This is a genomic window from Rhodococcus sp. CX, from assembly GCF_015865005.1.
Taxonomy (GTDB): Bacteria; Actinomycetota; Actinomycetes; order Mycobacteriales; family Mycobacteriaceae; genus Rhodococcus.
Genome location: NZ_JADZGH010000092.1, coordinates 7,059 through 8,550 on the forward strand (window position 1 = coordinate 7,059; position 1,492 = coordinate 8,550).

Here is a 1,492-nt window from a genome sequence, read left to right on the forward strand (position 1 = left end):
AGGTGGGCGCCTCGACCGCCCCGCGCCCGGCGGTACCCGAGTCGAGCGCCCCCGCCCCGCAGGTGCCCTCGTCGGCGGCTGCTCGCCCGAGCGTGGGCGTTTCGATCGCGGCCCGCCCGGTCGTCGTCACATCGATCTCGCCGCGGCCGCGGCTGCCGCAGACCGTCGCGCCCGCCGGGCATATCCCGCCGGCGATTGTCGGTGTCGTGATCCGTGCGCTCACCGTCGAGATCGACGTCGATGTCCTGGCGGCCGCGTGGCAGATCCAGTACGCGACACTGACCGCGAACCTCGCACCGGAGGCGGGAATGCCGCCGACGGTGGCGCCGGTCCTCGAACGCGCACTCACTGTCGAAGTAGAGCTGGACCCGGTCCTGCGGGCCTGGCAGATCCAGTACGCGGCGCTGACGGCGCAGGTTCCGGTCGCCGCGGGGCTGCCCGTGCTCGGCGACGAGCTCTCCCGCGAGCTCGTCGCGGAGGTCGTGGTCGAGGCGAGCATCCCGGCAGTCGTGGTCCACACCCAGTCGCTCGTCGTCGAGATCGACGTCGATGTCGACGCTGTCGGCACCGTGGTTCTGTCCCGGGAGGTGGTTGCCGAGGTGGGCATGGTCGCCACGGCATCCCCGACACAGGTGCACACCCGCGCTCTCGTCGCCGAGGTTGCGGCCGCGGCCCTGGCCCCGGCGGCGATGGTCCTCGACCGGTCCCTGGTCGCCGAAATCCCCGTCGCCGCGCTCACGCCGCCGACCCCGGTGCACACCCGCGCCCTCGTCGCCGAGGTCACCCCGGCCGCGACCGCCCCGGCCACGGTGGTCACGTTCGTGGCGATGGGTGTCGACAAGAACGGCACCCAGGACCCGGGTCGCAACACCTGGACACGGGTCACCGGCTGGACCGTGCGCTCCGGCTACCCGGGCACCGTCGAATCCGGTGGTGCGCTGATCGCCGAGGGCACCGGCGCCACCACCATCGTTGCCCGGGTCACGTTCAACACGGGGGTGATCTTCGTCGAGCGTCGGGCCCGTCTGATGGTCAACGGCACTCAAGTCGCGATCAACACGCAATCAGGACTGAGCACGGTGAAGGATCTGGGGTTGACGTTCGCGACGACGTTGTACGACGGCGACCAGGTGTGGGTCGAGGCGTATCACGCGGCGACGACCGCGAACGAGCGCAACGTGTTGGCCGGCGCATCGAACACCTTCCTGTACTGGGACTAGGGCGACGAGCCGGCAGCCCCGTAATGCGTCAGTAACACGTACGTAACGCGCGGTCTGTTCTGTCCGATACACCCTGTGGCTGCAGGGACCATCCCCTGAACGGTCTCTGTGGCCCTTGAGCGCCCCGCCTCCCCCGACGCTGGAGGCGGGGCGCGCTTTCGCATTTCGGCAGGTTCCCACCGTCCTGGACTGTCGGTGGCTGCAACTGGCTGCACGTGTCGCGTCAAGGGGTAGCCGATTCGGTGCTCCGCTTCCTCCCGATGAGGCGGAGC

1 protein-coding gene is annotated in these 1,492 nt (G+C 70.2%); it reads left to right on the top strand.

The window, feature by feature from the left end:
* On the top strand, positions 1–1,220 hold a 1,220-nt coding region (locus I0Q12_RS10005; protein ID WP_231610390.1), incomplete at its 5' end, for a hypothetical protein.
* Positions 1,221–1,492 lie beyond the last annotated feature (272 nt).